This is a genomic window from Sphingobacterium pedocola (assembly GCF_015209965.1).
GTDB classification, from domain to species: domain Bacteria; phylum Bacteroidota; class Bacteroidia; order Sphingobacteriales; family Sphingobacteriaceae; genus Sphingobacterium; species Sphingobacterium pedocola.
In genome coordinates, this window is record NZ_MU158689.1 from 2,383,207 (window position 1) to 2,408,966 (window position 25,760).

Below are 25,760 nucleotides of genomic sequence, written 5' to 3' on the forward strand. Positions count from 1 at the left end.
AAGTACAGGAGACACATTAACTCAATGTTACCGGTAAATTACCTTTCGTTAAACCTAATGTTAATTATTTGTTAACAAAACACAAAAACCATTGAACACAGCGTTAAAGCCAGAGAATAAGACCCCACGTATTTAGGATACGTTAAATTTTCTTTAATACATCTATTGTTAATCATGTAATAATTTCATTAAGATTTTCTATTCTAAGTAATTTCCGATACCTTTAGAGGTAAAACTAATTTCCGTTAGAACAATTCATGGTACGTTCAGAAAATCTTACGTTCAACTATTTCTCCTCGCACAAACTTCAGTTTCCTGACTTTACGATAGAAAAAAATCAACATACGCTTCTATTGGGAGATTCGGGAACAGGAAAAACAACTTTACTTCATTTACTAAGCGGTTTATCCAAGCCTTCTAATGGCAAGGTGTATATTGGAGAACAGGATATCTACAAGCTTACCGAAAGCCAATTGGATGGATTTCGTGCTAAAAACATCGGCTTTATCTTTCAAGAAGCACATCTTTTAAAGAATTTAACAGTTAGCGAAAATATTGAACTGGCACAACATTTGGCAAAAAAAGCGGTTGACACAGATATCATATTCGAAATCCTAGACAAATTACAACTGACAGAAAAAGCTGGTAGCTACCCATCTCAATTGAGCAGAGGCCAGCTTCAACGCGCGGCGATAGCCCGCGCCGTGGTCAATAAACCAAGGCTATTGGTTGCTGATGAACCTACAGCTGCATTGGATGACACCAATACAAAGCGTGTTTTAGACCTACTTTTGGAAACGGCTACTTCTTACGGAGCTACGCTATTAATCGCTACACACGATAAAAGAATTAAGGACAACTTCTCCAACACCTATCAACTTTAATATGAGTACTTTCGCATTAGCTTGGAAGAATATTACCCAACAATGGGGATCGACGCTGCTAAGTATATTTTTGACTGCTTTTGGGGTAGCCATATTATTAGTCATTTATATATCAGGAGACAGCTTTGAAAAACAGCTGAGCAACAACAGTAGAAATGTGGATTTAGTGATCGGTGCAAAAGGAAGTCCACTTCAATTAATCTTAAGCACGCTGTATCATGTCGACAATCCCACCGGCAACATTCCGCTGTCAGAGGCAGATAAAATTGCGCAAAATCCTTTTGTACAAGTGGCCGTGCCGATATCCCTGGGGGACAATTTTAAGGGTCATCGCATCATCGGGACAGATACTTCTTTCTTATCGCTGTATGAACTCACTATTTCAGAAGGAAAAGTCTGGAAAAAATCATTCGAAATCGTCATCGGTCAGGAAGTAGCCCGAAAACAACAGTTGAAAATTGGGGATCAGATACATAGTGCACATGGCCTATCAGCGGATGCACATGTACACGACGAACATCCTTTTACAGTGGTCGGCATCTTGCAACGATCCAATAGCGTGATCGACAATTTAATCTTATGTAATCTGGTCAGTATTTGGGATGTACATGGTATAGCCCATGAAGAGGAGGCTCATCACGATCATAACGAAAACAGCCAAGAAGCACATAAACACAATCACCTTGAAGACGATCATCATCATGACCACGACCACAATGCCCATAGTCATCCGTCTACAACGTCGTCAACAGACTCCGCGAACACGAATCAAGCTGAAGAAGAGTTTGTAACCGAAAAACCGCAACCGGAAGAATTTATCAAAAGTATCGGACAAGATATGATCGCTGATCAAGGTGCTGAAATTACGGCACTGTTAATAAAATATAGTTCCCCTGCTGCAATAGCCACTATACCCCGACTCGTGAATCAGACCACGAATATGCAGGCAGCATCGCCTGCTATTGAAAGTTCGCGTATTTTCTCTTTACTCGGTGTCGGTCTTGATTCTTTGACCATTCTCGCCTATATCATTATGATTATAGCTGGACTCAGTGTATTTCTCAGTTTGTACAATGCATTGAAAGAACGTAAATATGATATGGCTATCATGCGGACAATGGGCGCGACAAAAACTAAACTTTTCACCTTGGTAATAGTCGAAGGACTAGTGATTACGTTAATAGGAGGTTTTATCGGTTTATTAATGGGACATAGCATACTTTACTACATCAGCACGCAGACGAGCCAAAGTGCAGATTTCATCGAAGTATTCAAATTATATCCAAACGAGGTTCTTATTTTAGTAGCAGCCGTTTTGTTAGGTGTCATCGCGGCGCTGATTCCTGCATTCAAAGCGTACAATACAACTATTTCAAAAACTTTAGCTTCTAGATAGGTTAATTGAAAAGCGGAACAGATCTACTAGCAAATATATAAACAACACATGAATAAACTATTTCTTATACTGAGTTTCCTTTTCCTGAGCAGTGCAATGTCTAATGCACAGATCAAAGATTATCCAAATCTTAATGTGCCCGACCATACTCCCATGATGAATAATACGTGGGAAGCCATTGACAAAATGATGTACAAAGTTACTACAGAAGGCAACAAAAAAGTATACACCCCGCATTATCCAGCGGAATTAAAAAAATTAGAACATAAAGTTGTGGAGTTACCGGGCTACATTGTACCCTTAACGAGCGGGCGTAATCACAGTACATTTATGCTTTCGGTGTTACCTATTACACAATGTCAGTTTTGCGGCACCAACGGGATACCACCCATGGTAGAAATTTTCATGAAGAAAGGCACGATTAAATACACAGATGAGCCTATAAAATTAAAGGGGAAAATAGTGTTCAATCCCGAACCGCTAAAAGGAAATGCGGAGATCCAGGTCGTAGAAGCAGAACTCATAAACTAGCGATTAAGCAAAGATATTTCCAGTACGGAGGCCAACGCAGCGGTTTCCGTACGTAGTCTAGCCTCCCCCAATGATAAGGGCGTATATCCGGTCTGCAAAGCATATTGGATTTCATGTTCAGAAAAATCTCCCTCTGGCCCTATCAGAATCAAATAGTTTTCTTTTTTTGAGAAAGAGTTGGTGATGTATTTTTTATCGCCATCTACACAATGTGCAATCGCTTTTGTAGACGGTATATTTTGTTGGCTGTCTATAAATTTAGTAAACGAAATCGCAGGGTTTACCTTGGGAAGATAGGCTTTCAGGGATTGTTTCATTGCAGATACCGCCACTTTTTCCAATCGTTCGATTTTCACTTCTTTACGCTCTGAATGCGCGCAGATAATAGGTGTAAACTCCTGCAGACCGACTTCAGTAGCTTTCTCCAAAAACCATTCTATTCGATCTATATTTTTTGTGGGTGCTACTGCGATATGAAGGTGATAGGTATTTGGATTATAATTTTCTTCAACCTGAATAACGTGAAGGCTTGTTCTTTTGGGATGAGCTTCAATAATTTCAGTTTTATAGATCCCTCCTCTTCCATCTACCAAATGGATAATGCTTCCTGCAGAAAGACGCAATACACGGATCGCATGCTTACTCTCTTCTTCGCTTAATAGAAAAGAGGAATGATAGGCTTGTATTTCAGGCGTATAAAAAAGATTCATCTTTCTTATTTATCATCCTCATCATCATGAGGGGTTTCGACTAGGTCTAATTTTACAAACTCGATATTTTGCTGCGTTTTTTTCATAATGGTAAAGTTGTAGCCGAACTCTTCGGCCGTCTCACCTACATCAGGGATTTTTTCAAACACATGACTTACCAATCCGGCAATGGTGTCGTAATCCGAGCTTTCTGGCAACTCTATCGGCAGATAACCATTAGTATCGTGCACACTTGCCCCCGCATCTACCATATATTCGGTTTCCGAAATACGCTCTACCATCGGCGTCTCTTCGTCGTACTCATCCTGAATTTCACCTACCAGTTCTTCTACAATATCTTCCAGTGTAACCATACCAGCCGTTCCGCCAAATTCGTCTAGAACAAATGCAATTTGAATGCGCTTCAGTTGAAATTCGGCCATCAGATCATTGATCTTCTTGGTCTCAGGAATAAAATACGGCTTACGCATGATGTTTCTTAACACCACATCCTTACCTTTTACAATAAGTGGAAGAATATCTTTGGTGTGAACGATCCCCACAATCTGATCGATATTATCGTCATAAATAGGAATACGCGAATATCCCTCTTCGGTTACCGTACGGATGAATTCGTCTATGGGGTCATTGATTTCAACAGCAACAATTTTGGTACGGGGTACCATAATATTTTTAACAATGCGTTCGTTAAAATCGAATACATTTTTAATTAATTCGTGTTCCGAGTTATTCAGTGCGCCACTCTCCTTACCTTTTTCTAACAAATACTGCAATTCTTCGGAAGAGTGATTTGCTTCTCCGGAATGCGTTTCAATACCAATAAGTCGCAACAAAAAGTTTGCGAATCCATTTAACAACCAAATGATAGGTCTAAAAAGATAGTAGAAAAACTGGAGCGGTAAGGCAATCCGCATTGTCGTAGCTACTGGTTTTTGGATCGCAATTGACTTAGGTGCCAACTCGCCAAAAACGATATGTAAAAATGTAATAATAGAAAATGCAAGTATATGTCCGGAATACTTGGCCCACCATCCAACCAACTCAATGTTGAACACAGCAAATAGGTTATGTACTATTTCTGTCATCACGCGTTCGCCCACCCAACCCAGGGCCAGCGAAGCTAAAGTGATACCTAACTGTGTCGCAGCTAGGTATCCATCTAAATGCTCCGTAATATTTTTCGCAATTTTAGCAACATTGCTTCCTGATTTTGCTTGAAGCTCAATTTGAGAAGCCCTTACTTTGACAATAGCAAACTCTGCGGCAACGAAAAAACCATTTGCAAGCACTAAAAATACAGTCCAAAAAATATCAAAAGCCATTTACGCGTTATTTGTTTCCAAATTCTTTATTATACAGTTCTATACTCTCTAAAATCACTTTTTGAGCATAAGAGCGTCCATATAAATTTTCAATTGTTACGTTTTTCTCTTCCAGCGCTTTATAGTCTTGGAAAAAACGTACAATTTCTTTCATCGTATGTGGGGGAAGTTCAGATAAATCATTGATATAATTTACCGACATGTCATTTTTTGCTACGGCAATGATTTTATCATCCTGTTCGCCTCCATCAATCATGTGCATTACTCCTATCACCTTGGCTTCGATTAAGCTCATAGGATATACATCTACTGAACATAAGACCAAAATATCTAGTGGATCTTTGTCGTCACAATATGTTTGAGGGATGAATCCATAATTAGCGGGATACATGACAGATGAGAATAAAACTCTGTCTAGTTTGATTAAACCGCTGTCTTTATCAATTTCGTATTTTGCTTTTGAACCTTTAGGAATTTCTATAATAGCATTTACAGAATTTGGCAAGTCCTCACCAGGAGAAACTTGATGCCAAGGATGTTGTGTACTCATTAATTTTTTACTGTTTGTTATGTTTATTTTCTGTTTTTAAGCCATCTTTTTAACAGCGCTATTGCTATAGGCAAAAACGCTATAACAATCAGACCCACAATTATGTATTCAACATACTCTATTATCCAAGGAAACTGAATCCCTAGAAAATAGCCTGAAAGTGTCAATAAAGAAACCCACAAAAATGCACCTATTATATTAAACAGCACAAATTTTCGGAAATTTAATTTGACCACTCCTGCGAATATGGGCGCAAATGTACGAATTATCGGGACAAACCTACCGATAATCAACGCGGTTCCGCCATATTTCTGATAAAATTCTTCTGCCATAATCACGTACTTCCTTTTAAAAAGAAAGGAATCCTGCCGTTTGAAGAGCATAGGCCCTGTTCGATAACCAAACCAATAACCTATGAAATTACCCAATATACCTGCAATTAATATCCCGAAATACATGGTCGTGATGTTAACATCGATTTTCCCCAACGCACAAAAAAGACCTGCAAGAAATAACAAATAATCTCCTGGAAGGAAAAAACCAAAAAACAAACCTGTCTCCGCAAATACAATCAAGCAAACAATATAAAATCCGCCATGACTTAACAGGTACTCGGGATCCATCAATTGCTGAAAGGACATTAAGAACTCTTGCATATTTATTTTTTAAATTCTCGAATAGAAGATTTCAACCTTAACTAGCATTCGTGATGCGTGCGATGGATTCGCGAATATCTTCTGCAATTTTATTCATTTCATCTGCTGCTAAGGTGAGTTTTGGTTTTTCAAAATTCATATCATGCACGTGATTTAAAGGAATCAAATGGATATGGGCATGGGCCACTTCCAGCCCGACCACGGCAATACCTACTTTGCGACAAGGAAATACATCTTTTATACCCTGCGAAACGATCTTCGCGAAGATCCACATCCCTACATATCCCTCATCCTCCATATCAAAAATATAATCTGTCTCCTTTTTCGGAATAACTAGAACATGTCCTTTTGTCAAGGGGTTGACATCCAAAAAAGCCAAATAATCATTACTCTCAGCGACTTTATAAGCTGGGATTTCTCCCGAAATAATTTTTGAAAAAATGGTAGACATATATCTATCGATATTAAAATTAAGTAACAAACTTAGATAAATTTGCGTTCATATGCAATTTATAATTGTATGGAATACAAAAGTACAAAAGCAAATTATTCATAAGTATATGCTCATAATGTATGAATGAGCGCTACGCGGTTATCGATCTCTCCCCTGCCTTCAATAACTTATTTACAGCGGAAATATAGCAAAAAGGTACTAGCAAAAAAGGAGCTCTATCTTCTAGAACTCCTTTTTTGCTATTGGTGAGCGGTTATGGCAATACCGCTCATAACCTAATATTATACTATCTTGAAATTTCTAATACTTCCAATTCTATTTCGCCGGCTGGTACGGCTACTTTAGCGATGTCTCCGACCGAAAGACCTAGTAATCCTTGAGCAATCGGCGACTTCACGGAGATCTTACCAGATTTCAAATCCGCCTCCGTTTCCGAAACCAATTGATACGTCATTTCTGCGCCATTTTTCTTGTTTTTAAGTTTAACAATGGAAAGGGCTAATACTTTTGACGTATCTAATTTTGATTCATCAATCAATCGAGCGCTCGACAATACTTCTTCTAACTTAGCGATCTTAGCCTCGTGCATTCCTTGTGCTTCTTTCGCGGCATCATATTCCGCATTTTCCGACAAATCACCTTTGTCACGAGCTTCAGCAATTGCATTCGCTATTTTAAGCCTCCCTTCTGTTTTCAAATATTGAACCTCTTCTTTTAGCTTTGCTAATCCTTCTTCTGTGTAATAAGTTACTTCTGCCATATTATTAATTTAACTTAGTTATTTTATAATTTATTTTACAAAAAGAAACAAGACCACATTATCCTTCGACGGACAATATGGTCTTGCTCTTTACGAAAATAAGAAATTTCTTTTATATTTCCAAATTAAAAAAAATCATTCTTCGTCCACAAATTTATACCCCAACCCCCTTACCGTTTGAAGATATGTAGGTTTATCGGGATTGTGTTCTATTTTCTTGCGTAGGCGCACCACATGCATATCCAGTGTACGCGTATTGACATTTGAGCTGTAGCCCCAAACCACTTCCATAAGTTCTTCCCGCGTGATTTCTTTCCCCATATTTTGAAGAAAATGTAGCAAAATCCTATTTTCCAATATTGTCAATTCGATTTTTTTGCCATCCCTAACGAGTGAATGTATCTGTGGGTGATGCTCTGTACTTCCAAATATGTGAATATCTTTATTACTTTTGGGGACAAAAAATCGTACCTTATTTTCTATCATTGCGACCAATACATCCATATTAAATGGTTTAGTAATATAATCGGTAACCCCGTAGCTATAGGCATCAATTTTATCTACATCCTGAGATTTGGCCGTCATCATGATAATGATCTTTTCAAACCCCGCTTTACGTACAGCTTCACATACTTCAATTCCTTCTTTTCCTGGAAGCATCCAATCCAAGAGGACAATATCTGGTTGCTCCTCGAGAATCATCTTCTCCGCTTCCAAACCGTTACCGCTCTGAATGACATTATAATCTTCAGTTTGCAACCTATGACTGACCAAAAATCTCAAATTTTCGTCGTCCTCTATGACCGCCACTGTAATATCTCTATCCATAAATTAAACTTTTTTAATATCTAATGGAAAAGTAAGCGTAAAAACCGTACCAATACCAAGTTGGCTTTCTACTTTTATTTCTCCGCCCATAAATTCGGTAATTTCTTTACAAAAGGCCAAGCCCAAACCAATACTTCCTTGTTGATTAAATTGGTTCTTTACGCGATAAAATTTCTTAAAAATACTATTAAATTCCTTTTTATCTATACCTATTCCTTGATCTTTAAATATAATAACAAAATTTCTCTTATTTTGTTGAACCTCAACCTCTAAAACTTTCCGATCAATCGGTGAATACTTATATGCATTGTCGATCAAGTTCTGAAAGACACTGTTCAATAAGACGGGGTCGGCGTATAGTTCATTATGCACGGTAATGGAATAATGAAGTTTTAGATCAGCATATTTCAATTTAAATGCATCGAATACCCGTTCGCAAAATTCTTTCAGGTCAATATACTCGCCATTGAATTTCATAGATTTATTTTCTATTTGTGCGAAAGAAAGCAGCTTATTCATCAAACTATTCAATTTATCGGCTTCTTGATCCAATATTCTACCATACATTTCCCGCTCTTTGATAGATAAATTCTCTGCACTCTTGATGTTATTACCTGCAATTTTAATAACACTAACAGGTGTTTTAAATTCATGGGTCAGATTATTAATAAAATCGTACTGTAATTGATACAGCTTACTATTAATCATCACATTACGATATATTAAATACCCAATAGACAACATAATCAGATATAAAACGGATAGCGCGGCTATTACAGGAAAAAAACGTTTATTGACTTCTCTTTGAACATAATCCTGAGAGGTGTCAAACTGTAATTTATAATCTGAAAGCGCACCTGGTAGTGGAAGTTCTGTACTGAGGTAGGGTTCGCTTTCCGTCACTCCTTGTTCAACAATAGGCTTTATATAAATATCTTCATATAAGCTGGGATACTTATTTACAATTTTAATTTTTCGAGGATCAATGGAAAACACAAACATATCCTGTTCATACGTACTTTCGGGCAGATTTCCATCACCCATCATCGCTTTATACGCTACTAAATCCGAAATCCTCGGAATATTCATATAGGTTATTTTACCGGGTTGCACAGAATAGAACACTTTATAAATTTCGTTATCTGTAATGCGGATGGAATCGGTAAGCCGATCCAGGTAACCAACAAGTTTTAAGACCATATTATTAAACTCGTCAGAATAGTTACGGTATTCATCCATATTCTGCCGCTCGCTTATAAGTCTATTATCTTTATTCAGGTAATAATCGTAGCTTGCTTTTGACGATATCAATAAGTTATTAAATTTTACGCCTTTAGCTAAAGAATCCTTATTTGTAAAGACCAGATCAAAGAAAACAATTTTATTCACAAATGGAAATTTCCGTAAAACTGAACTAGATAGCTCAGAAGCCTGAGTAGAATCTATATATCCTTGATAATAGGAAACTTCGGGAATTTTAGTACTAAAAAATTCGTTAAAAGGCTTGATGGATTCGTCGAACACTTCCACTTTCCTGTTGTTGAATTCGGTCTCCACGAAATTAATGGTCATATTACGGGCTAGAAAGCCAGACACTACAAACAACATCGTTACCAACAACAAAAATGCGAGTAGCAATCCAAGATTTTTCCGATACTTGAAATCAAATTTACCCATTTCAATCTAGATACATCGCCAAAAAAGCTTCTACTTCTTGGTAATATTCAATCGTATTCTCTTCTTTTCTAAAACGTTTACCTTCTTCCTCTTTGTAAACATAACGAATAGGAACATCTCTATTTTTTACCTTTTGAACGAATTGATTGGCATCCGTGACACTGCTATGTTTATCTTTACCTCCTTGGAAAAACAGAATCGGTATATTAACTTTTTCGGTATGAAATAAAGGTGAGATCGCTTTAAACAGTTCATATTCTCTCGTTGGATCGCCAATGATCTGGGCATACAACTTGAGATACTGTTGATAATAGGGCGGTATTTCTTTAAAATAGGTAAATAAATTAGTGTACCCCGAGGAGGAAATAGCACACTTGTAGAGCGTAGGGTTAAAACAAGCAGCATACAATGCGGAATACCCACCAAAACCAACCCCCATGATCGCAATACGATTTTTGTCTGCAATGCCCTGGTGAATAAGCCATGTTACGCCATCCGATATATCATTTTGAATCTCCCCGCCCCATTGCTTGAATCCCGCGGTAAAAAACTCTTTCCCAAACCCTGTTGACCCTCTATAATTTACCTGAAAAACCGCATATCCCCTGTTCGCCAAAAATTGTACTTCAGCATTGAATCCCCAAATATCTCTTCGATTAGGCCCATCATGTACTAGAACGACCACCGGATAGGATTTTTGCTCTTTTAATGGATAAGTTAAATAGCCTTTTATCGTTTTTCCGTCCCTGGAATAATAGGAGACTTCCTTCATTTCGCCTAAATACCTTCCCGTCAACTTTGGATTTTGGGCAGTCAGCTCGACTACCTTATCGCTATCTGTATGATAGTAGTATATACTACCTGGATTACGATCCGTATACGTTTTAAAAACAAGCGTATTGAACATCGAATCTACATCCAATATATCGATACTATAGTCGTTAAATTTTTTTTTGATATGTTTATATATTTCTGCTAACTTGGGGTTATGAATGACAACTTCTTTATGGTTTTTATAAACGGTGCTAAATAGAGGTTCTTCATTGGAAAAAAAGTAACCCTCTCTATTGACATCTGCATCTTTGTCGGCAAATATAACTCGCGTTTCTCTCCCATGTTGAATTCCCATCTCTACCAAAGCGAGTTTATCGCGGCCGATATTGGATAGCGCATACATACTATTCACATCTCCCTTTGCCGGACCCAAAGGAAAAATTGTCGATTCAAAGTCCGTTTTTATTACACTGTTAAAAGGTAATCCCTCTTCTGCACGATACCAAAATGTTTCTACAACGCTATCGCTACTCATCACCAATCGTACTTTTCCATCGCTGGAAGCAAACCAAGAAGAAAAGTTACCTGGATTCTGATCGACCAGCATAGCTCCGCCTCCATCCAATCGAATGCGGTACAAGTCAAAAACTGAAGAATCCCTTTTATTCATCAAAGCCAAAATATTACCGCCGAAAGAACGAGGCGTATTAAGCCATCGGATTTGATGGTCGTCAACAGGTATCAAGGGTTTTGACAACTCATACCTGATGTCTATTGTGTATAAACGAAGGCTATCTTCAAATGATTGCGAATTAGAATATACTATAGAATCATTAGTCGCCCAGAAGAAATACTGCACATTCATATTGTCCTGATAGGTCAGCTGCTTGGAAGAGTCCGGATTAACGATATCCAACACAAAAATATTCCGGCAGTGATCTTCCAACCCCAAATATGCGACCTTACTTCCGTCGGGAGAAAGTTTAAAGCTCGTTTTCTCTGTTTTCTCAAAAAAATCTTGTATAGGAATCCTGCTTTCCTGAGAACCTCCACAGGAACACAGAAAAAATAATATGTAAAAATAAATATTCAGCTTATTCGTCAACCACATCTTAAATACCTCGTATCTTCAAATATTAGAAAATTTTAACACTTCTATTGCATTGCAACCTTAATTTTACAGCAATCTATAAAAAATCGGAAATCGAGATATAAAAAATATTGTAATTTTGCGGCATGTACTTATACAATATTTCCATTATCGTCGATGACGAGAATCATCAACAGCTGATAAATTGGGTAAAAAAAGATTGGCTTTCAAAAATTCAAGGCGAAGTAAAGTTTTTAAAAATGCTCAATACTCCTCATGAAGGTTCCACCTATTGTGTGCAAATTATTGCCGACAATGAGCAAGCTATTTATTCTTTCCAAAAAGAGTACGTGTCAGTTCTTCAAGAACACATCGCCTTATACTATCTGGAAAAAGCTTTTATATTCGATAGTACTATGGAATACATTTCAAATATTGACGAAAGCACTTAAGAACGCTTTTTTTATTAATGTTGGAATGGGGATACTCTTTCTTCTTTATTACGGTATTTTTTATACCACAACAATCCAACTCCGGCACCTACGATGAACGGAATAGATAGAAGAAATAAGATACCATCATTTAATCCTTTACCCTGCGTATTTTCCCCTTGCGTACTATTTTCCGCATTCAACGAACACATCGCACATTGTGCGACTACTGCATTCGGCTGAAAAAGCAGCGTAAATGCAAAAAAAATCGTGGTAAGAATAAACAAGGATGATCCTTTCATAATACAAACTTACAAAATTAAAACTCAATTGGTGTTTTAGATTATTTTTTTGAAGGTTTCAATAGTTGGAGTATTAAATTAATCTATTACCCCATATCCTCTATGATTAAGGATTCTTTTTTAAAAGGGTTTCAAATTTTTCCCAAAAACCATCTATCGGTAGCGGTGCAGTTAGACGAACAGACTCTTCCTTTATAGGGTGTACGAATTCCAACGACCTGGAATGTAAACAAATGGTTCGACGAATACTACCTCGTGGATACCCATATTTATTATCGCCTACAATGGGACAGCCCATATATGCCAACTGACATCGAATTTGATGCGTACGCCCGGTAAGTGGCTTTACTTCCAATAAATAATATCCTTCTAAATGCCCAACAACCTGATAATCCAGTTCTGCATAACTTCCATTTTTCACTTCACGATCATAAGCCTTGGTAATCATCTTTTTACGATCCCGGAGTAACCAATTTGTTAGCTTACCCGACGAGTCAGCCGGTTTATTCTTAACCAAAGCCAAATAGGTCTTTTCTATTTTCCTATCGTGAAAAAGACGATTCATGCGATCCAGTCCCTTACTTGTTTTGGCTAGTAGGATCATACCACTAACGGGACGATCCAATCGATGAATAACACCGACAAATGCCTCATTGGGTTTGTTGTATTTAATCTTCAGATATGTTTTTACCATCTCTTCAAGAGATGTATCTCCTGAAGGATCTACTTGCACGATATCACCACCACGTTTATTAATGGCGATATAATGATTATCTTCAAATAGCACGTCTTTATCCGTGATTCTATCCATTGTAATTCTTAATTATAAACGGCTCCTTGCTTTTTATCCATCCTGAACGACACGACTGCGAAACAGACATCAGGGGCAAGTATCGAATCCCGTAGAATCTTTATCAGCCAAAACTCTCTCCAAAGTCGATATGATAGCGAAAGTTATTTTACAGTATCCTGTTCGCTCTCTAGTTGCTTGGCTTCCTCTTTTGCTTTCTTTTTAAAGAATCCCCTTAGCAGAAAGTTACTTTGCAAGGCTTCCATATTTTGATCTAGTTTTTGTGTACTCAGATTCAGGTTTCTCAGTATCTGCTTGATTTCATCTGCTGCTGCAGGATCGTTTGTCAAAACACCAAGCGCATTATCCGGCCGATTGAGCCGTGCAGAAGTTTCATTCAGATTATTCATCAAAGCTGTTGCTGTCTGTGTGACTCCCTGTAATTGAGCAGCGGACTCTCTCAAACTTGCAAAAACCTGCGTATCTGTTGTCAAATCATGGATTAGCCCCTGATTGTTATTCAGTTTTTTGGTCAATAAAGCTAAGTTTGCAGAAGCCTGATTGGCATCAGACATCACTTTATTTAAGCTGTTTACTGACCCTATTAAAGAGGTGGATATTGTCGAATCCGTCAGCAGCGTACCAACAATACCTTTTCCATCAACCATATCTTTGGATATCAACGCAAAATTTTTAGTGATTTCAACTAAATTCTCGTTATTGGTTTGCAATGTCGCAAACATCGCCTCCGTATCAGTTCCTTTTCCAGACTCAATAACATCACCGTTTTTGAGTGGGGATGCTTCGTTGGTTCCACCGATAAGATTGACAATAGCATTACCGATCAAACCGTCCGAACCTAATTTAGCGACGACGTTTTCTCGGATAAATTGACTGGATTTCTCTTCAATATGCATCACGACTTTCACATCATCGATACTTTGAAACTTGATCTCTTTAACGGTACCTACCTTAACCCCGGAAAACCAAACATTATTACCGACTTTCAATCCTTTTACGTCGTGGAAATAAGTTGTTACCACCAAATTTTTACTAAATTTATTTTGTTGTGTCCCCAAGACAAGTATGCCTGCTACTAATATTACTAGTCCTAATAACACGAATAAACCTACCGTTATAGACCTTTTTTTCTCGCTTGTACTCATATGTTTTAAACAATAAAATTATAATCGTAAAATGGTTTAACACGTTCATCCTCCGTGTCAAAAATCTGTTCAAATGTACCCTGTCGTTCAAATTTCCCCCCTAGCAACATGACCATTCGATCTCCGACCATCTTTGCACAAGCCAAATCATGCGTAATAATAATCGAAGAAGTTTTATATCTTTCTTGAACTTCGTTAATCAATGAATTAATATCCAAACAGGTGATCGGATCTAATCCGGCAGTAGGCTCATCATACAGCATTATATCGGGACGTAGAATCAAGGTGCGTGCGATACCAATACGTTTACGCTGGCCTCCTGATAGTTCCGAAGGCATCTGATTGATCGCCTGTGATAATCCGACTCCATCTAACACTTCTTCAACTTCCTTATTAATTTCTGCACGTGTTAAATTACGTTTATTCCGTACTAATGGGAATTCCAGGTTTTCGCGAACCGTCATACTATCGTATAAAGCACTATTCTGAAACGAAAAACCGATCCGTTGGCGCAGCGCTCTTAGCTCACGTTCGTCTAATTTATTCACCAACTCACCTAATACCTTAATATCGCCGTGATCAGGCTTTAAAAGTCCTGATATTAATTTAATTAAAACGGACTTTCCTGTTCCTGATCTTCCTAAGACAACTAAATTCTCTTTGTTATACAAGTTCAGTTCTACATCACGTAAGATATGTAAATCACCGAAAGATTTACTCACCTTATCGACATTAATTACTACATCTTCGTAGTTTATATTTCGAGCTTCCTTTTCCATGATTTAAAAAAAAGATAAAACTTGTACAATCAATAGTTCTTCAATAAATACCAAGAACATAGAAGACACTACCGCCGTGTTAGCCGCTTTTCCAACTCCTTCTGTACCTTTAGAAGAATTATATCCAACGTAGCAACTGGAAAACCCTATGGTAAAGCCAAACACCACCGCGCGTATTACCATCGCAAAAACATCTTTAACGGCTATGGATTCAAACACCTGATTAAAAAAGCTCAACATGGTAATATCATCTTTGGCCGCTATACTCAAGTACCCTCCCAATAACCCAATACCAGCTACGTAAAAACAAAGAACCGGAATCATCGTTGTAGTTGCTATAATCCGACTTACAATTAAAAATTTAGTCGGATTCGTACCGGATACTTCCATCGCATCAATTTGTTCTGTTACATTCATCGAACTCAATTCCGCACCGATTTGTGATCCAACTTTACCTGAGGCAATCAATGCGGTCACTAACGGCGCCAATGCTCTGACGATAGCAATGGATATTAAAGCCGGAAGCATTGATGTTGCGCCAAACTCTTCAAGGGAAGGGCGTGATTGTTTCGTGAATACAAAACCAACGATAAAACCCGTCAAGCTAATCAGCGGAAATGATTTCCACCCAATCTCATAACATTGTCTGATAATCTCCTTTAATTCATATGGTGGCGATACCAACTCGCGTAGAAATCGCATAAAAAACCGGTGTATCTTAGCGAATTCAATCAGTAGACTCTCTATTTTTCTTCTCATTAATTTTCTGAAGTTGGTTCTTTATACTATCGTATTCATTCAAAGTTTGGGCAAATGTACAAACTTTTTATTTTGTTACTGAAGGTTTGCAAACGATTAAACACCATAAGAATATCAGCAAATGGTAAAATGTTTGGTGTTTTACAAAAAAAAATAAATGCGCTTAAAATTATTTGGTTTCCTTATACCATGATTAGGCACCTCATTAAACCTTCTCTATCCTTTTGAGGTCATATAAAAAACAGCGATTATCATTCATTTCAAATAAAGGACATTATGAAAAATCAGATAACACGACGAATTCTAATAATTGCTTTCCTATTAGTAAGTGTCTTCTCCTTTAATAAAATCAAAGCACAAGGATATGGAAATATGTCTTTAGATGTGTTTTATAACGAATTGTCACCATATGGATATTGGGAAAATGACCCTTCTTACGGCGACATTTGGTTTCCCGACGCCGGATCGGACTTTCGCCCTTATAGCTCCAATGGATATTGGACGATGACCGAATATGGCAACACGTGGGTATCCGACTATCCATGGGGTTGGGCTCCTTTCCATTACGGCAGGTGGGTACATACGAATTACAGAGGTTGGGGCTGGATACCCGGATATGAGTGGGGACCAGCTTGGGTAGATTGGCGTTCGGGAGATGGGTATTATGGATGGGCTCCGATGGCGCCGAGGGTAGGCTTGACTGTCTCTATAGGCCTTCCTGTGAATCTTTGGTTATTTGCGCCTACGCGTCATATTTACGCGAGAGATATGTATCGTTATTCCTATGCGGGTCGATCTAACTTTTTTAATCGGACTACAATCATCAACAATACCTATGTAGTCAACAACCATCATTATTATGGTGGCCCCTCACGAAGGGACCTTGAGCATAGATTAGGCCGTCGTATTACGGTAAGAAACGTGCGTCATGCGGATCGCCCAGGAGCTTCCCGCGCCAACAGCCGTTCGGTTTCTATCTATAGACCTGATATGGACAAAAACAGAAATACACGTTCTGTCTCGCGCAATAACAACATATCCAGAGATAACACTCGCCGTACGGAAACTAACACGTCCCGTAGCAATAACCGAAATACGACCGCAGGACGAGGAGAAAGCTCTAAGAATACCAATCGACAAGTGGCATCCCCCGGACGAAGCAACGGATCGAGAACGACGGGTACACGCGAAATGAAAATAGACCGCAACGGGAATGCGACAATTACGAATGGCAACAGCCGTCAGTCAACCAATCGAACTAATCAGTCGACACAAAAGGTCGACCGTTCGAACCGTTCTAATGGCAATGCAGCCCGTAATGCAACAACGCAAAGTCGACAAAAAGAAAACAGGTCTGAAAGAGTTGCGGCCAAGCCACAACGGGAAACTAGGACATCAAGTCGTCCGTCTGCAGAACGAAGCAACAGGCAACAGACTACACCACCAGCTCAGCGTCAGCAACAACAAAGAGAGCAACGGAGCCAACCACGTACTCAGCAAAGTACCCCACAACGCGTACAACAGGCGAGTGTACGTGAGTCGCGCCCGGCTGCCAGCTCCAGAGTTGAGAGAAGCTCGACGCCAAGCCGTCAAACATCCAATTCATCTGCCAATCGCCGAAGTAGCAATAGCACCGAGAGAAGTAATGGAAGGGGCGGCAGTCGATAATTAAGATTTAATTGAAACAAAGGCGGGCTAGATATAATCTAGCCCGCTTTTTTGTAAATAATCGGTATTATTATCTAAGTTTGTAAGCGACTCAATTCGCGCGTAAAGAAGTATAACAAAGCTTATATGGCAAAACTTATTTCCATCTTAGATAATGACTTTTATAAATTCACGATGCAATATGCGGTCGTGAAATTGTTCCCTAAAGCGAAAGCAAAATATCAATTCATCAACCGAGGAGAGCACAAATTCCCGGCTGGCTTTGACATACAGCTTCGCAAGGCAATAGACGACATGGCGCTCCTTAAGCTGACTCGATCCGAAAAAGAGTTCTTCTCCCAAACCTGTCCGTACATTGATCCTACGTATTTTGATTTTTTACAAGGATATCGATATGATCCGGATGAAGTCGTCGTCCAACAAAATGGAAACGAGGTCACTGTTAAAATCGAGGGGTACTGGTACAGAACAATTCTCTGGGAGGTTCCCATTCTTTCGTTGATAAGCGAATTATACTATGAGACCACAGGCGCCATACGTGCGTCGGATGAAGAAGTGATACGTATCGTCGAAAATAAAATGAGTAAATACGACAAGCTCGACATCACCATTGCCGACTTTGGAACTCGCCGCCGCCATTCGTATGACGTTCATGATCTGGTAATCAATACACTAAAAAAACACCAATCTACTACCTTTATCGGAACCAGCAATGTCCATCTTGCGATGAAGTACAAAACAAAGCCCATTGGTACGCATGCTCATGAATGGTTTATGTTTCATGCGGCCAAATATGGTTACAAAATGGCAAATCTATTGGGGTTGGAAAATTGGGCAAATGTATATCGAGGCGATTTAGGGATTGCGCTATCCGACACCTACACTACGGAAGTATTCTTTAAACAATTTGACAAAAAGCTTACTAAACTTTTTGACGGTGTGCGTCACGACAGCGGAGATGCTATCGTATTCGCTGAAAAAACTATAGATCATTATGTTAGTAAAGGAATAGACCCGTTATCCAAAACTATTGTTTTTTCGGATGGACTAGACTATAACAAAGTAGAGAAAATCGTAAAGTATTGTTCCAACAAGATTGGTCACTCATTCGGCATTGGAACAGATTTCACCAACGATGTAGGATTAGAACGCATGAACATTGTGTTAAAAATGACGGAGGCGCTCCCCGACGAGGGCGAATGGACTCCGGTCATCAAATTATCTGACGAACCTTTCAAGCACACGGGAGACCTCGCCGAAATTGAAATGGCCAAGAAATACCTTCAAATCGACGAACATGCATAGAGACGTATACGGAGAAGCCTTATTCGATTTTTACACGAATGGTGCATTGAAAACATCTCTTTTACTACATAGCAGCTACGGTGATATCGAGGAAATGCCCATTGAAGTTTTTTACCGAGATGAAGATGACCTGCCCGAACTCGAGTTCATCGCCCTATCACTCTGCGATGGTAAGGTATTAGATGTTGGTGCCGGAGTTGGTTCCCATGCGTTGTTCCTTCAAGAGAAAGGTTTTGACGTTACAGCACTGGAAGTTTCAGCTACTGCATGCAATATCATGTACCAACGCGGTGTACAACATATCCTACAGGAAGATTTTTTCCGATTAAAAAATCAACAGTTTGATACGCTGCTCTTTTTAATGAACGGGATAGGACTTGCAGGTACCACAGACGGCTTCCGGAATCTGCTACAACACAGTAAATCATTATTGAGCGAAAAAGGCCAATTGCTGTTTGACAGTTCGGATATATCCTACCTTTATGAAGAGTACCGTATTCAACGACCAATCTATTATTTTGGCGAGATAACCTATCAATACGAATACAACGAAAATAAGGGCGAGCCGTTTAAATGGCTATACCTCGATCAAAAGACGCTGATAGACATCGCCAGAGCTGAGAACTGGGTTGTTCAGATTCTATTTGAAGATGATAGCGACCAGTATCTTGTGCGGATGGAGCCAAGGAAGTAAAGGATTAGGGCAACCCTTTTGGGATTGCCCTAATTTATTCTAATCAATCCACTCAAAGCCCGTATAAGGCACCAGGGCGGCCGGTATGCGAATCCCCTTACCGGTCTGGTTGTTTTCAAGTAAAGTTGCTACAATGCGCGGCAAAGCTAATGCCGATCCATTTAGGGTGTGGGCCAATTGCATTTTTCCTTCCGTATTTTTAAAACGCACTTTCAATCGGTTAGACTGATAGGTTTCAAAATTAGAAACGGAGGATACTTCTAACCAGCGCTTTTGCGCCGTACTATAGGTTTCCATATCGTAAGTCAAAGCGGAAGCAAAGCCCATATCCCCCCCACAAAGACGCAACACGCGATACGGCAGTTCCAATTTTTGCAATAAAGATTGCACATATTGGCTCATTTCTTCCAATACGTCATATGATTTATCTGGATGTACGATCTGTACAACTTCCACCTTATCGAACTGGTGCAAACGGTTCAAACCGCGTACATGGGCACCGTATGAACCTGCTTCACGACGGAAACAAGGTGTGTATCCACAGTGTTTGATCGGAAAATCCTCTTCCCTAACAATTACATCACGATAGATATTCGTAATAGGCACTTCTGCGGTAGGAATTAAATACAGATCATCTTGTGTTACATGGTACATCTGGCCTTCTTTATCTGGCAATTGCCCTGTAGCATAGGCGGATGCTTCGTTCACCACAATAGGAACCTGCACTTCTTTGAAACCTACTTTTTCTGCTTCGTCTAAAAAGAAATTAATTAATCCTCTCTGCAAACGTGCACCCTTTCCTTTATAAACCGGAAACCCCGCTCCCGCTACTTTTGTTCCCAATTCAAAATCGATAATATCATATTTTGCTGCCAATTCCCAATGTGGAAGTGCACCTTCTTCTAACTCTGGAATCGTACCATACTCAAAAACAGTTTCATTATCTTCTGCCGCTACACCTTTTGGCACCGAAGTATGGGGTAAATTGGGCAAATGAAGTAATTTATCATTTAATTCCTTTTCCGTGCTTTCTAAATCGGTCAACAAATTCTTTATTTGCTCTTTATATCCCGACGATTTCGCTTTCACGGCTTCAGCTTCTTCCTTGTTACCTTGGCGCATTAATTCCCCAATTTGCTTTGCGGAAGAATTGGCCTCTGCTGATAATGCGTCTGATTCGCTTTGAATCTTGCGGCGTTGCTCATCCAATAAGATGATTTCGTCGACTAAATTCAAATCCTTGAAATTCTTAACGCTTAATCTTTCGATTACCGTATCCCTGTTCTCACGGATATAATTTAATTGCAACATAAATATTTATTTTTTTATAGGGACAAAGATAAGAAGACGAAGCGAGAAAGACCGCATCATGTATGTTGATAGTTCAGGAAAAAAATCCACTTGAAACCTAGACTTTATTTTTTATTATGTTATATTTGCTTAACGTAACAACTCGTATTAGTACGATACACGAAACGTATTTATCAGTTTTTTTTCATGAACAAATATTTCCCTCAACAAACCGTCTTTTCAAAGCATTTCCTTGCTTTATTGGTCATTCTTATCTTTTCCTTCACATCTGAGGAAGTGGCGTTTTCACAAACAAAAGGCAAACCCAACATTATCCTTATTCTTGCCGATGATTTAGGTTATGGGGACGTGGGCTACAACGGACAAAAGCTGATCCAAACACCATATATTGATCGGTTGGCGGCAGAGGGCATGCGTTTTGATCAATTCTACGCCGGAACATCCGTCTGCGCGCCTTCAAGATCCGCTTTGATGACGGGACAACATAGTGGTCATACCTACATTCGGGGAAATTTAGGTGTAAACCCAGAAGGACAATACCCTATTGCCGATTCAGTGTTGACTATTGCGGAGGTGTTGCAGCAAGCAGGATATATAACAGGAGCGTTTGGAAAGTGGGGACTTGGCCCCGTACTCTCCGAAGGTGACCCAACCAAACAAGGCTTTGATCGCTTCTTCGGTTATAATTGTCAGTCACTAGCACACCGTTACTACCCTACGCACTTATGGAAAGATACAACTAAAGTTATCCTAACTGAAAATGGCGATCTTGCGTATCAAGAACAGTATGCTCCAGAGCTGATTCAACATGAGGCATTGGCATTTATCGAAGAGAACAAAGAAAAGCCGTTTTTTCTTTTTTTGCCACATATCTTACCACATGCTGAACTTCTTGTTCCTGAGGACAGTTTATTCTATCAATATAAGGGCAAATTTCCGGAGGAACCTTATCTCGGCGAGGATTACAAAAAGGGAACCAGACCGGCTGGCTATACCTCGCAGCGCTATCCGCGCGCCACCTTTGCTGCGATGGTTGCTAGATTGGATCTGTACGTTGGACAGGTGTTGAATAAACTACAGTCACTGGGACTGGACGAGAATACGCTAGTTATTTTCAGTAGCGATAATGGACCACATCGCGAAGGTGGTGCTGATCCGCTTTTTTTCAATAGCAATGGCGGATTGCGCGGATTAAAGCGGGATTTGTATGAAGGGGGGATTCGCGTTCCATTTGTGGCCCATTGGCCGGGCACGATCCAAGCAAAAAGTAATTCCAATCATTTGGGCGCCTTTTGGGATATCTTTCCGACTTTTGCCGAAATTGCCGGAGTACGAAACTCAAATGCGGTAGATGGGATTTCTTTGCTAAATACGTTGCTCGGGGAAAAAGAACAGCGCAAACATCCATATTTATATTGGGAATTCCACGAGCAGGGCGGTAAACAAGCTATTAGATCCGGAAGATGGAAGGGAATTCGCTTGAATGCGATGACAGAAAGTCCTCAACAACTTGAACTGTACGATATCACAGAAGATCCTCAAGAAAGACATGATGTAGCCGACAAGCATCCCGAACTTGTAAAGAAAATAGAACGCTGGATGACAGAAGCACATCAGGAAAGCGCAATTTTTCCTTTTACTGTAAGGTGAGTTGTAATCCCCCTCCTACTTTTCATATACGGCATCGTATAATCACCATGATTTAGTATCTTTGATTATGCTATACTTAGTTCCCACCCCAATTGGTAATTTGGAGGATATGACGTTCCGTGCAATTCGTATACTGAAAGAATCCGATCTGATTCTGGCGGAAGATACTCGCACAAGCGCGCCACTTTTAAAACATTTTGGCATTGATAAAAAAGTATTTGCGCATCATCAGCATAATGAGCATAAAGCTGTGGGCGAGATCATCCGGTTCTTAAAAGAAGGTCAACAGATCGCCTTGATCTCGGATGCGGGCACACCCGCCATATCAGACCCTGGTTTTTTACTTGTTCGGCAGGCCATTAAAGAAGGTATTACCGTGCAATGCCTACCCGGGGCAACAGCCTTCGTTCCGGCACTTGTCAACTCGGGCCTGCCCAACGACAAGTTTTGTTTCGAAGGATTCTTACCTGTTAAAAAAGGCCGACAAACCCGGATGAAACTGCTTTCCACGGAAAAACGGACTATGATATTCTATGAATCACCGCATCGTCTTCTCAAAACCATTGAAGAATTCATACAGTACTTTGGCGAAGACCGACAGGCTTCCATATCGCGGGAATTGAGCAAACTATACGAAGAAAATGTACGTGGTACACTTGAAGAGTTAAAAAACCATTTTGAAAACAATCCCATAAAAGGCGAATTCGTATTTTGTGTAGCGGGTGGCGAAACAGCGCAAAGAGATAGGAACACGGAATAAAAAATATTTATAGACATCGGTATCTGCAGAAACATGAATATTTCGTAATTATGTTTTAACTTAGTACTAAAGTTGTCCAACAAATGGGAATATAAAATGAGCATAGATAAGTACATACAAGACGGTCAAGACCCGAAAGTCATTGAGAAAATATACACTAAAATCATCGACATGTTAACACATGGCGAATCGATCAATTATATCGCTCTGCAAAAAAAGCCTGCGGTGACGTTATTGCCCGATAGCATCACGATTAGTAATAAACGCATCTTTTTATGTGAGTTTACCAAACTCGGATTAGCGACCAATTTTGAAATTTTTTCATGGAAAGACATTAAAGACATTGCTTTTAAAGAAGAGATTTTTGGATCTAAAGTTACCGTTATTCCATTTACCGGGGAGAACCTAAGTATCGATTACATTCCTAAAATACAAGCTCGGAAGCTCTATCAGTTAATCAAAGATGCATTGGAGAGTAATAAAAGCGGCGTTGAAAAAAGCACGCCTATTGCAAAAGCTTCCTCTCCCTCGCCGTCATATCCGGCTACGGAGCCTGCACAGGTTAGACCGCGCTATACGGAGCCTGTAAAAAATGAGGCGAATGTAGAGAGATCACCCATTGCTGCACCTACTCCTAAAGTAATAACAGAACAGGATAACACGACGAACAATTTCGGTACCCCGGCGCAGACAGCTGTTCCACTGTCAACTTCAAAGCCGGAAGAAGAGGACGAATTAACCCAGAAGTTAAAAAAGCTAAAAACACTTTACGACAAACAGTTGATCACTCAGGCGGAATACGAGACGAAAAAATCAGAAATCCTGTCGCAGTTATAGCACAATCAAAAGGGGATCGGTCTTTTAAACGGACACAAACCCGGTATAATGACAATAGTAGCAGATGAAGAACAACTACCTGTTGGCGCTGTTAAGTGCCTTTATTCTTTGGCTAGCGTGGCCACCCATTCCTTATAGCAGTATTTTCCTTTTTGTAGGTTTCGTTCCTTTGCTGATTGCGTGTGAACGTGTGATGCGTAGTACCTTCACCAAAAAAGGCAAAAAGATATTTATCCTGGCTTTTGTAACAGGCTTTGTTTGGAACACCGCTTCTATATACTGGGTATTTAATGCCATGAATGCTTATCTACCGGCATGGGTTTCCATACTGATTTCTTTGATCCCATTCGGACTAGCACCACTGTTAATGGCTTTAGTATTTCGGTTATACTATCAATTACGCAAACGCAACACCGTCTTTCTAAGCTTTTTCGGATTGATCGCCTTCTGGATCACCTACGAATATCTACACCAAATATGGGATCTATCCTTCCCGTGGATGACGCTAGGCAACGGTTTTGCTAATTTCCATCAGCTGATACAATGGTATACTATTACTGGCGTATACGGTGGCACTCTTTGGGTATGGGCAACGAACGTTCTTATTTTTCTCCTGATATGGCAACGCATCAGCAAAACAGAATCAATATCTACTAAAAAGCTTGTTATTTCCGTTTTCTCACTTGTATTAATCCCGAGTGTAATATCCATTATCCAATATATTTCTTACGAGGAGCACGTCAATCCCTCGGAAATAGTGGTCGTACAGCCCAATATAGATCCTTACGAAAAGTTCGGATCTATACCTCCAGAGGATCAACTGCACAACCTCATTACCTTGTCGGAAGGTGTTGCAAAACCAAATACAGAATTTTTCATTTGGCCTGAAACGGCTGTTTCAGCTCGAGGCAGAATCGACGAAGAGGAATTCAGAACATATTCAGCTTATGAAGGGATAAGTCACTTTTTGGAGAAATATCACAACGGAAACGTCCTCTCAGGTATCGAAAGCTATCGAATCTATATGAATCAAGCGACACCGACAGCGAGTCGCTATGGAAACGTTTTCGTAGATAGTTATAATGCCGCTGTGTTGATAGATGGGTCGTCTAAACTCCAGTTCTACCACAAGTCAAAGTTAGTACCCGGGGTTGAGCAGATGCCATTTGGCAGTGCACTATCGTTTATGAAACCTTTGTTCGATCATTTTGGGGGTACCACAGGCGGTTACGCCAGTGACCCCGAGCCTACGGTATTTTATTCAGCAAGCGGAATAGGCGCCGCTCCGGTAATATGTTACGAGTCGATTTGGGGAGATTATGTCGCGCAGTATGTTAAAAAAGGGGCCCAATTTATCGCTATAGTGACTAACGATGGATGGTGGAAGAACACCTCTGGTAAAGATCAACATCTTCAGTATGCGAAGCTTCGGGCCATTGAGAATCGACGCTGGGTGGCACGATCTGCTAATACAGGGATTTCAGGTTTTATAAACCAACGAGGCGACATTGTCCAAAAAACGGCCTGGTGGGTACCGGCAGCTTTATCTCAGGAAATAAATTTAAATGAGGAACTCACTCTTTATACTAAGTTGGGTGATGTAATCGTGTATTTGTCCCTAATCGGCAGTTTAGTGTCGATTGCGCTACTGCTAAGACCAAAATCCAAATAATGGT

The 25,760-nt window shown here is 39.7% G+C and carries 26 protein-coding genes; 11 read left to right on the forward strand and 15 right to left on the reverse strand.

The window, feature by feature from the left end; all coding sequences use genetic code 11:
- The first annotated feature begins 257 nt into the window (after positions 1-257).
- The 3 genes from C4F40_RS10020 to C4F40_RS10030 are packed head-to-tail and all read left to right on the forward strand — an operon-like array spanning position 258 to position 2,811.
- Positions 258-884: an ABC transporter ATP-binding protein gene (locus C4F40_RS10020; RefSeq protein ID WP_196939179.1), complete on the forward strand. Its 627-nt coding sequence runs from the start codon at positions 258-260 to the stop codon at positions 882-884.
- Position 885: 1 nt separating this feature from the next.
- Positions 886-2,280 (forward strand): ABC transporter permease, encoded by a 1,395-nt coding sequence (locus tag C4F40_RS10025; RefSeq protein WP_196939180.1) that lies wholly within the window; start codon positions 886-888, stop codon positions 2,278-2,280.
- Positions 2,281-2,328: 48 nt separating this feature from the next.
- Positions 2,329-2,811 (forward strand): hypothetical protein, encoded by a 483-nt coding sequence (locus C4F40_RS10030; protein ID WP_196939181.1) that lies wholly within the window; start codon positions 2,329-2,331, stop codon positions 2,809-2,811.
- Here the strand turns inward: C4F40_RS10030 and C4F40_RS10035 are convergent.
- The 9 genes from C4F40_RS10035 to C4F40_RS10075 all read right to left on the reverse strand — a co-directional run bounded on the left by C4F40_RS10035 (position 2,808) and on the right by C4F40_RS10075 (position 11,653).
- Positions 2,808-3,521 (reverse strand): 16S rRNA (uracil(1498)-N(3))-methyltransferase, encoded by a 714-nt coding sequence (locus C4F40_RS10035; RefSeq protein WP_196939182.1) that lies wholly within the window; start codon positions 3,519-3,521, stop codon positions 2,808-2,810. The genes C4F40_RS10030 and C4F40_RS10035 overlap by 4 nt on opposite strands.
- 5 nt (positions 3,522-3,526) lie before the next feature.
- Positions 3,527-4,843: a hemolysin family protein gene (locus C4F40_RS10040; RefSeq protein WP_196939183.1), complete on the reverse strand. Its 1,317-nt coding sequence runs from the start codon at positions 4,841-4,843 to the stop codon at positions 3,527-3,529.
- A 7-nt stretch (positions 4,844-4,850) separates the two neighbouring features.
- The gene (locus tag C4F40_RS10045) at positions 4,851-5,393 is read right to left on the reverse strand and encodes an inorganic diphosphatase (protein WP_196939184.1); all 543 of its coding nucleotides are present in this window, start codon (positions 5,391-5,393) and stop codon (positions 4,851-4,853) included.
- Between the two features lie 23 nt (positions 5,394-5,416).
- The gene (locus C4F40_RS10050; protein WP_196939185.1) at positions 5,417-6,049 is read right to left on the reverse strand and encodes a DedA family protein; all 633 of its coding nucleotides are present in this window, start codon (positions 6,047-6,049) and stop codon (positions 5,417-5,419) included.
- A 37-nt stretch (positions 6,050-6,086) separates the two neighbouring features.
- Complete coding sequence (locus C4F40_RS10055) at positions 6,087-6,500, reverse strand: HIT family protein (RefSeq protein ID WP_196939186.1); 414 nt, start codon at positions 6,498-6,500, stop codon at positions 6,087-6,089.
- A gap of 289 nt (positions 6,501-6,789) precedes the next feature.
- Positions 6,790-7,263 carry a transcription elongation factor GreA gene (greA, locus tag C4F40_RS10060; RefSeq protein ID WP_196939187.1) on the reverse strand — a complete coding sequence of 158 codons (474 nt, stop codon included), beginning with the start codon at positions 7,261-7,263 and terminating at the stop codon, positions 6,790-6,792.
- Between the two features lie 135 nt (positions 7,264-7,398).
- Positions 7,399-8,091 (reverse strand): response regulator transcription factor, encoded by a 693-nt coding sequence (locus tag C4F40_RS10065; protein ID WP_196939188.1) that lies wholly within the window; start codon positions 8,089-8,091, stop codon positions 7,399-7,401.
- A gap of 3 nt (positions 8,092-8,094) precedes the next feature.
- On the reverse strand, positions 8,095-9,768 hold the full coding sequence (locus C4F40_RS10070; protein ID WP_196939189.1) for a sensor histidine kinase: 1,674 nt from the start codon (positions 9,766-9,768) through the stop codon (positions 8,095-8,097).
- A gap of 1 nt (position 9,769) precedes the next feature.
- Positions 9,770-11,653: an alpha/beta hydrolase family protein gene (locus C4F40_RS10075; protein ID WP_196939190.1), complete on the reverse strand. Its 1,884-nt coding sequence runs from the start codon at positions 11,651-11,653 to the stop codon at positions 9,770-9,772.
- Positions 11,654-11,778: 125 nt separating this feature from the next.
- Between C4F40_RS10075 and C4F40_RS10080 the strand changes: the two genes are divergently transcribed.
- Positions 11,779-12,084 carry a DUF4286 family protein gene (locus C4F40_RS10080; RefSeq protein ID WP_196939191.1) on the forward strand — a complete coding sequence of 102 codons (306 nt, stop codon included), beginning with the start codon at positions 11,779-11,781 and terminating at the stop codon, positions 12,082-12,084.
- 14 nt (positions 12,085-12,098) lie between these two features.
- Here C4F40_RS10080 and C4F40_RS10085 read toward each other — a convergent pair whose 3' ends face one another.
- From C4F40_RS10085 to C4F40_RS10105, 5 genes are all read right to left on the reverse strand, one after another.
- The gene (locus C4F40_RS10085; RefSeq protein WP_196939192.1) at positions 12,099-12,365 is read right to left on the reverse strand and encodes a hypothetical protein; all 267 of its coding nucleotides are present in this window, start codon (positions 12,363-12,365) and stop codon (positions 12,099-12,101) included.
- 106 nt (positions 12,366-12,471) lie between these two features.
- A complete protein-coding gene (locus tag C4F40_RS10090; RefSeq protein WP_196939193.1) occupies positions 12,472-13,176 on the reverse strand; it encodes an RluA family pseudouridine synthase in 705 nt (234 codons plus the stop codon).
- Positions 13,177-13,319: 143 nt separating this feature from the next.
- Positions 13,320-14,321 (reverse strand): MlaD family protein, encoded by a 1,002-nt coding sequence (locus C4F40_RS10095; RefSeq protein WP_196939194.1) that lies wholly within the window; start codon positions 14,319-14,321, stop codon positions 13,320-13,322.
- A gap of 5 nt (positions 14,322-14,326) precedes the next feature.
- On the reverse strand, positions 14,327-15,100 hold the full coding sequence (locus C4F40_RS10100) for an ABC transporter ATP-binding protein (RefSeq protein WP_196939195.1): 774 nt from the start codon (positions 15,098-15,100) through the stop codon (positions 14,327-14,329).
- Between the two features lie 3 nt (positions 15,101-15,103).
- Complete coding sequence (locus C4F40_RS10105) at positions 15,104-15,859, reverse strand: MlaE family ABC transporter permease (RefSeq protein ID WP_196939196.1); 756 nt, start codon at positions 15,857-15,859, stop codon at positions 15,104-15,106.
- A gap of 276 nt (positions 15,860-16,135) precedes the next feature.
- On the opposite strand from C4F40_RS10105, the gene C4F40_RS10110 reads away from it, so the two are divergent.
- From C4F40_RS10110 to C4F40_RS10120, 3 genes are all read left to right on the forward strand, one after another.
- On the forward strand, positions 16,136-17,527 hold the full coding sequence (locus C4F40_RS10110) for a DUF6600 domain-containing protein (protein WP_196939197.1): 1,392 nt from the start codon (positions 16,136-16,138) through the stop codon (positions 17,525-17,527).
- A gap of 126 nt (positions 17,528-17,653) precedes the next feature.
- Positions 17,654-18,832, forward strand: a complete 1,179-nt coding sequence (gene pncB, locus C4F40_RS10115; RefSeq protein ID WP_196939198.1) for a nicotinate phosphoribosyltransferase — start codon at positions 17,654-17,656, stop codon at positions 18,830-18,832.
- Positions 18,825-19,526, forward strand: a complete 702-nt coding sequence (locus C4F40_RS10120) for a class I SAM-dependent methyltransferase (RefSeq protein ID WP_196939199.1) — start codon at positions 18,825-18,827, stop codon at positions 19,524-19,526. The genes pncB and C4F40_RS10120 overlap by 8 nt, the downstream gene beginning before the upstream one ends.
- Positions 19,527-19,565: 39 nt before the next feature.
- On the opposite strand, the gene serS is transcribed toward C4F40_RS10120, so the two are convergent.
- Entirely contained in the window at positions 19,566-20,837 is a 1,272-nt protein-coding gene (gene serS / locus C4F40_RS10125) for a serine--tRNA ligase (RefSeq protein WP_196939200.1), read from the reverse strand.
- Between the two features lie 186 nt (positions 20,838-21,023).
- Here serS and C4F40_RS10130 point away from each other — a divergent pair, with 186 nt between their 5' ends.
- The 4 genes from C4F40_RS10130 to lnt all read left to right on the forward strand — a co-directional run bounded on the left by C4F40_RS10130 (position 21,024) and on the right by lnt (position 25,756).
- Complete coding sequence (locus C4F40_RS10130; protein WP_196939201.1) at positions 21,024-22,487, forward strand: arylsulfatase; 1,464 nt, start codon at positions 21,024-21,026, stop codon at positions 22,485-22,487.
- A gap of 67 nt (positions 22,488-22,554) precedes the next feature.
- Positions 22,555-23,247, forward strand: coding sequence for a 16S rRNA (cytidine(1402)-2'-O)-methyltransferase (gene rsmI / locus C4F40_RS10135; RefSeq protein WP_196939202.1), 693 nt, complete (start codon positions 22,555-22,557; stop codon positions 23,245-23,247).
- A gap of 96 nt (positions 23,248-23,343) precedes the next feature.
- The gene (locus tag C4F40_RS10140) at positions 23,344-24,084 is read left to right on the forward strand and encodes a PH domain-containing protein (protein ID WP_196939203.1); all 741 of its coding nucleotides are present in this window, start codon (positions 23,344-23,346) and stop codon (positions 24,082-24,084) included.
- Positions 24,085-24,148: 64 nt separating this feature from the next.
- Positions 24,149-25,756 (forward strand): apolipoprotein N-acyltransferase, encoded by a 1,608-nt coding sequence (lnt, locus tag C4F40_RS10145; RefSeq protein WP_196939204.1) that lies wholly within the window; start codon positions 24,149-24,151, stop codon positions 25,754-25,756.
- Positions 25,757-25,760 lie beyond the last annotated feature (4 nt).

Bases quoted from the DNA above. Each gene is read 5' to 3' on its own strand.
- C4F40_RS10110 (WP_196939197.1), top strand. From the start codon at position 16,136: ATGAAAAATCAGATAACACGACGAATTCTAATAATTGCTTTCCTATTA.
- C4F40_RS10050 (WP_196939185.1), bottom strand. From the start codon at position 6,049: ATGCAAGAGTTCTTAATGTCCTTTCAGCAATTGATGGATCCCGAGTAC.
- C4F40_RS10030 (WP_196939181.1), top strand. From the start codon at position 2,329: ATGAATAAACTATTTCTTATACTGAGTTTCCTTTTCCTGAGCAGTGCA.
- C4F40_RS10080 (WP_196939191.1), top strand. From the start codon at position 11,779: ATGTACTTATACAATATTTCCATTATCGTCGATGACGAGAATCATCAA.
- rsmI (WP_196939202.1), top strand. From the start codon at position 22,555: ATGCTATACTTAGTTCCCACCCCAATTGGTAATTTGGAGGATATGACG.
- C4F40_RS10075 (WP_196939190.1), bottom strand. From the start codon at position 11,653: ATGTGGTTGACGAATAAGCTGAATATTTATTTTTACATATTATTTTTT.
- C4F40_RS10100 (WP_196939195.1), bottom strand. From the start codon at position 15,100: ATGGAAAAGGAAGCTCGAAATATAAACTACGAAGATGTAGTAATTAAT.
- greA (WP_196939187.1), bottom strand. From the start codon at position 7,263: ATGGCAGAAGTAACTTATTACACAGAAGAAGGATTAGCAAAGCTAAAA.
- pncB (WP_196939198.1), top strand. From the start codon at position 17,654: ATGGCAAAACTTATTTCCATCTTAGATAATGACTTTTATAAATTCACG.
- C4F40_RS10065 (WP_196939188.1), bottom strand. From the start codon at position 8,091: ATGGATAGAGATATTACAGTGGCGGTCATAGAGGACGACGAAAATTTG.
- C4F40_RS10045 (WP_196939184.1), bottom strand. From the start codon at position 5,393: ATGAGTACACAACATCCTTGGCATCAAGTTTCTCCTGGTGAGGACTTG.
- C4F40_RS10095 (WP_196939194.1), bottom strand. From the start codon at position 14,321: ATGAGTACAAGCGAGAAAAAAAGGTCTATAACGGTAGGTTTATTCGTG.
- C4F40_RS10070 (WP_196939189.1), bottom strand. From the start codon at position 9,768: ATGGGTAAATTTGATTTCAAGTATCGGAAAAATCTTGGATTGCTACTC.
- C4F40_RS10040 (WP_196939183.1), bottom strand. From the start codon at position 4,843: ATGGCTTTTGATATTTTTTGGACTGTATTTTTAGTGCTTGCAAATGGT.
- C4F40_RS10140 (WP_196939203.1), top strand. From the start codon at position 23,344: ATGAGCATAGATAAGTACATACAAGACGGTCAAGACCCGAAAGTCATT.
- C4F40_RS10130 (WP_196939201.1), top strand. From the start codon at position 21,024: ATGAACAAATATTTCCCTCAACAAACCGTCTTTTCAAAGCATTTCCTT.
- C4F40_RS10025 (WP_196939180.1), top strand. From the start codon at position 886: ATGAGTACTTTCGCATTAGCTTGGAAGAATATTACCCAACAATGGGGA.
- C4F40_RS10055 (WP_196939186.1), bottom strand. From the start codon at position 6,500: ATGTCTACCATTTTTTCAAAAATTATTTCGGGAGAAATCCCAGCTTAT.
- serS (WP_196939200.1), bottom strand. From the start codon at position 20,837: ATGTTGCAATTAAATTATATCCGTGAGAACAGGGATACGGTAATCGAA.
- C4F40_RS10020 (WP_196939179.1), top strand. From the start codon at position 258: ATGGTACGTTCAGAAAATCTTACGTTCAACTATTTCTCCTCGCACAAA.
- C4F40_RS10120 (WP_196939199.1), top strand. From the start codon at position 18,825: ATGCATAGAGACGTATACGGAGAAGCCTTATTCGATTTTTACACGAAT.
- C4F40_RS10035 (WP_196939182.1), bottom strand. From the start codon at position 3,521: ATGAATCTTTTTTATACGCCTGAAATACAAGCCTATCATTCCTCTTTT.
- C4F40_RS10090 (WP_196939193.1), bottom strand. From the start codon at position 13,176: ATGGATAGAATCACGGATAAAGACGTGCTATTTGAAGATAATCATTAT.
- C4F40_RS10085 (WP_196939192.1), bottom strand. From the start codon at position 12,365: ATGAAAGGATCATCCTTGTTTATTCTTACCACGATTTTTTTTGCATTT.
- lnt (WP_196939204.1), top strand. From the start codon at position 24,149: ATGAAGAACAACTACCTGTTGGCGCTGTTAAGTGCCTTTATTCTTTGG.
- C4F40_RS10105 (WP_196939196.1), bottom strand. From the start codon at position 15,859: ATGAGAAGAAAAATAGAGAGTCTACTGATTGAATTCGCTAAGATACAC.